This is a genomic window from Streptomyces sp. NPDC003036 (genome assembly GCF_040611175.1).
Classification (GTDB): domain Bacteria; phylum Actinomycetota; class Actinomycetes; order Streptomycetales; family Streptomycetaceae; genus Streptomyces.
In genome coordinates, this window is the sequence record NZ_JBEXNO010000085.1 from 1 (window position 1) to 5,148 (window position 5,148).

At 75.6% G+C, this 5,148-nt stretch carries 1 protein-coding gene; it reads right to left on the bottom strand.

Annotation, left to right across the window (positions count from 1 at the left end; translation table 11 throughout):
- Nucleotides 1-5,148 (bottom strand): SDR family NAD(P)-dependent oxidoreductase (locus ABZX67_RS33050; RefSeq protein ID WP_355368426.1); only part of this gene is annotated, 5,148 nt, incomplete at both ends.

The window sequence follows — 5,148 nt, forward strand, 5'->3', positions numbered from 1 at the left end:
GGCGAAGCGGACGGCCTGGCGGACCTGGTCGGCCCAGTAGGCGGGGGTGCGCAGGTCGTCGCCGGTGGCGAGGGCGCCGGTGAGGGTGGAGACGACGGGGATCTGCGGTTCGTTGTAGGTGAGTTCGGCGGCGATGCGGCGGAAGTCGTCGAGCATGCCGTCCATGCGGGGGGAGTGGAAGGCGTGCGAGACGGTGAGCTGCTTGGTCTTGCGGCCCAGGTTCTGCACGTGGGCGGCGACCTCGATGGCGGCTGCCTCGTCACCGGAGATCACGACCGAGTCGGGCCCGTTGATGGCCGCGATCGACAGCCGGTCCCCCACGTCCTTCAGGAGGGGGAGGACTTCCTCCTCGGTGGCCTGGAGGGCGATCATCGCCCCGCCCGTGGGCAGGTCCTGCATCAACCGCGCCCGGGCGGCGACCAGTCGGGCCGCGTCCGGCAGGCTCAGCACGCCCGCGATGTGGGCGGCGGCCAGTTCGCCGATGGAGTGGCCGGCGACGTAGTCCGGGGTGACGCCCCAGGACTCGACCAGCCGGTAGAGGGCGACTTCGGTGGCGAACAGGGCGGGCTGGGTGTAGCCGGTCTGGTCCAGCTCCTCGCCGGTGGCGATGATCTCGCGCAGCGGCTTGTCGAGCAGCGGGTCCAGTTCGGCGCACACCGCGTCGAACGCTTCGGCGTAGGCGGGGTAGGTGTCGTACAGCTCCAGGCCCATCCCGGTGCGCTGCGCGCCCTGGCCGGTGAAGAGGAAGGCGGTCTTCCCGGCGGTTTTCGTGCCCTGGGCCACGTGCGGTGCCGACTCGCCGGCCGCCAGGGCCCGCAGCCCCGCCAGCAGTTCGTCCCGGTCGGCACCGGCCACCACCGCGCGGTGGTCGAACAGGGCGCGCGTGGACAGGAGCGAGTGCCCCACCGCGGTCAGGTCGAGCCCGTCCCGCTCCTCGGCGTACGCCAGCAGCCGCGCGGCCTGGTCGGACACCGCCTCGGGCGTACGGCCGGACAGCGCCCACGGCGTGACCGGCAGAGCGACGGCGGGAGCGTCCTGCGCCGCGTCGGCGGCCGGGGGCTCCTCCAGTACGACATGGGCGTTGGTGCCGCTGATGCCGAACGACGACACCGCCGCGCGCCGCGGCCGTCCCGGCGCCTCCCACGGGCGGGCCTCCGTCAGCAGCTCGACCGCGCCCGCCTCCCAGTCGACGTGGCTGGTCGGCCGGTCGACGTGCAGGGTCTTCGGCAGGACGCCGTGCCGCATGGACTCGATCATCTTGATGACGCTGCCGACACCGGCCGCCGCCTGGCTGTGCCCGATGTTCGACTTGAGCGAGCCCAGGTAGAGCGGCTGCCCCTCGGGCCGGTCCTGGCCGTACGTGGCCAGCAGGGCCTGCGCCTCGATCGGGTCACCGAGCCGGGTGCCCGTGCCGTGCGCCTCCACCACGTCCACATCGCGCGGCTGGAGGCGGGCGTTGGCGAGGGCCTGGCGGATGACCCGCTCCTGGGAGGGGCCGTTGGGCGCGGTCAGGCCGTTCGACGCGCCGTCCTGGTTGACGGCCGTGCCCCGGATGACGGCGAGCACCTGGTGGCCGTTGCGGCGGGCGTCCGACAGCCGCTCCACGAGGAGCAGACCGACACCCTCGGACCAGCCGGTTCCGTCGGCGGCCTCCGCGAACGGCTTGCACCGCCCGTCGGGCGCCAGGCCGCGCTGCCGCGAGAACTCCACGTAGGAGGTCGGGCTCGCCATCACGGTGACGCCGCCGGCCAGGGCGAGGTCGCACTCGCCCGAGCGCAGGGCGCCGGCCGCCATGTGCAGGGCCACGAGCGACGACGAGCAGGCCGTGTCGACGGTGACCGCGGGGCCTTCGAGGCCCAGCGTGTACGACACCCGGCCGGAGGCTACGCTGCCCGCGTTGCCGCTGGCGAGGTAGCCCTCCAGGTCCTCGGGGACGCTGTCCAGCTGGGAGCCGTAGTCGTGGTACATCACACCGGTGAACACGCCGGTACGGCTGCCGCGCAGCGACGCGGGGACGATCCCGGCGTTCTCCAGGGTCTCCCACGCGGTCTCCAGCAGCAGCCGCTGCTGCGGGTCGGTGGCGAGCGCCTCGCGCGGCGACATCCCGAAGAACTCGGGGTCGAACCGGTCGGCGTCGTGCAGGAACCCGCCGCCCCTGGCATACGTGGTGCCGGTGTGCTCCGGGTCGGGGTGGTACAGGTTCTCCAGGTCCCAGCCGCGGTTGGAGGGGAACTCGGTGATGGCGTCGACGCCGTCGGCGACGAGCCGCCACAGGTCCTCGGGACCGTTGACGCCGCCGGGGTAGCGGCAGGCCATGCCGACGATCGCGATCGGCTCCAGCGACGAGGAGTCGGCCGTCACCGCGGCCGGGGCCGCCTCGGGCGCCGAGCCGAACAGCTCCGCGTCCAGGTGCGCGGCGAGCGCCGCCGGGTTGGGGTGGTCGAAGACCAGCGTGGTCGGCAGCCGCAGCCCGCTCACCTTGTTGAGCTGGTTGCGCAGCTCGACGGCGGTGAGGGAGTCGAAGCCGATCTCCTGGAAGGCCCGTTCGGCTCCGATGGCGGCCGGGTCGGCGTGGCCGAGCACCCCGGCCACCTGGGCGCGCACCAGGTCCGTGAGCGCCTGGCGGCGCTCGTCCGGCGACAGGCCCGCGAACCGCTGGGCCAGCGGCGACCCGGCGTCCCCGCCGCCCGCCGCCGACGCGGCGGCGGCGCGGCGCGGAGCCGCGGGTACGAGCCCGCGCAGCAGTGGCTGCGGGTCGTCCTGCCGGCGCAGCGCGGCCGTGTCGAGCCGGGTGACGGCCAGGACGGCCTCGCCCGTGGTGGGGGCGGCGTCGAACAGGTCCATCGCGTCGTCCGACGACAGCGGCAGCAGACCCGTGCGCTCGATGCGCTTCAGGTCCGTCTCGTCGAGGCCGCCGCTGATGGTGCTGGCCTCGGCCCACAGGCCCCAGGCGAGGCTGGTGGCGGGCAGGCCATGGGCGCGGCGGTGCTGGGCGAGCGCGTCGAGGAAGGTGTTGCCCGCGGCGTAGTTGGCCTGGCCCGCGTTGCCGATGAGGCCCGCGATGGACGAGTACAGCACGAAGGCCGTCAGGTCCTGGTCCTTCGTCAGCTCGTGCAGGTTCCAGGCCGCGTCGACCTTCGGCTGGAGGACCTTCGCCAGCCGCTCGGCGGTGAGCGACGACAGGAGCCCGTCGTCGAGGACGCCCGCCGTGTGGACGACCGCGGTCAGCGGCCGGCCGGCCGGGATTCCGGCCAGTACCGCGGCCAGCGACTCGCGGTCGGCGGCGTCGCAGGCCGCGAACGTCACCTGCGCGCCCAGTCCGGTCAGTTCGTCCCGCAGGCCGCGGGCGCCGGGGGCGTCGATGCCGCGGCGGCTGAGCAGCAGCAGGTGCCGCGCCCCGTGCCGGGTGACCAGGTGCCGCGCCAGGACGCCGCCGAGGGCGCCGGTGGCGCCGGTGACGAGGACTGTGCCGCCGTCCCAGCGCGGCCCCTCGGCCTCCTCGGAGGCGGAGGTCGTCGTACGGGCCAGCTGCGGCGTCAGGACCGCCGCGCCCCGGACCGCGAGCTGGGGCACGTCGGGGGAGACGTGCCGCGGGTCGAGGGTGTCCGTGTCGACATCGACCAGGACGATACGGCCCGGGTTCTCGCTCTGGGCCACCCGGACCAGACCCCACACACCGGCGTGTGCCAGGTCCGTGACGTCCTCGCCGTCGCCGGTCGCGACCGCGCCGCGCGTCGCCACGACCAGGGTCGCGTCGGCCCGCCGCTCGTCCGCCAGCCACGCCTGGAGCGCCGCCAGCGTGTCGCGCAGCAGAGCGTGCGCCGCCCCGGCCACGTCGTCGGAGCCGTACGTCGGGGCCGGCGCGTACACGACCGTGCCGGTCCCGTCCGGGACCTCGGCCGGCGACGCGTACCGCGTGGCGCCTTCGACGGCGACCCCGCCGACGACCGCCCAGTCCGACGCGTCCACCGGAGCCGCCGCCGGCGCGCCCGCCGACCACACGACCCGGAACAGCCCGTCCCGCGCCGTCGACGCGGCCTCCCGCAGCGCCTCCTTCGACAGCGGCCGCAGCAGCAGCGACTCGACGGACGCCACCGGGGCGCCCACCGCGTCCGCCACGGCGAGGGACACCGTGTCCGCGCCCGTCGGGGTCAGCCGCACGCGCAGCGCCGTCGCGCCCGACGCGTACACCCGCACCCCGGACCAGGAGAACGGCAGCATCGCCGCCCGGTCCGCGTCGGCCACGCCCGGCAGCAGCGGGTGCAGGGCCGCGTCGAGCAGCGCCGGGTGCAGCAGGAACCGCCCCGCGTCGCCCCGCGCCTCCTCCGGCAGCGCGACCTCCGCGAACAGCTCGCCGTCCGCGCCGCGCCACAGGCGGCGCAGGCCGCGGAACGGGCCGCCGTACGCGTACTCCTCGTCCAGCAGGCGCTGGTACACGTCCGTCAGCTCGACCTCGGCGGCACCGGCCGGCGGCCACGCCACCAGGGCGGTGCCCTGCTCGGCGGGCGCGGCGGGTGCCAGCGTGCCCCTGGCGTGCAGCGTCCACGGGCCGGCGTCGCCGCCCGCGTCGCCCTCGCGCCGCGAGTACACCTCGATCGCCCGGTGCCCGCCGGCCGCGCCGTCCGCGTCGCGCACGACGACCTGCACCTGTACGCCGCCCTGCTCGGGCAGCACCAGCGGCGCCGACAGGGTCAGCTCCTCCAGGCGCGGGCAGCCCAGCTGCTCGCCCGCGCGGACCGCCAGCTCCACGAACCCGGTGCCCGGCAGCAGCGCCGTACCGGCCACGGCGTGGTCCGCGAGCCACGGGTGCGTGGCGAGCGACAGCCGGCTCGTGAAGAGGGTGTGGTCGCCGTCCGCCAGCTCCACGGTGGCACCCAGGATCGGGTGTTCCGTCGCGTGCAGGCCGAAGCCGGAGGCGTCGGCCGGGGCGTCGGTGGCGTCCAGCCAGTACCGGGCGCGCTGGAAGGCGTACGTCGGCAGGTCGACCGGCTCGCCCCGGCTGCCACCGAGGAAGCCGTCCCAGTCGACGCGGCCGCCCCGCGCGAAGAACCCGCCGAGGGCCGTCACGAGCTGGTGGGCTTCGGGGCGGTTCTTGCGGAGGGTGGGGGTGGCGTCGGCGAGGGGGCTGAGGACGGCGTCGGGGCCGAT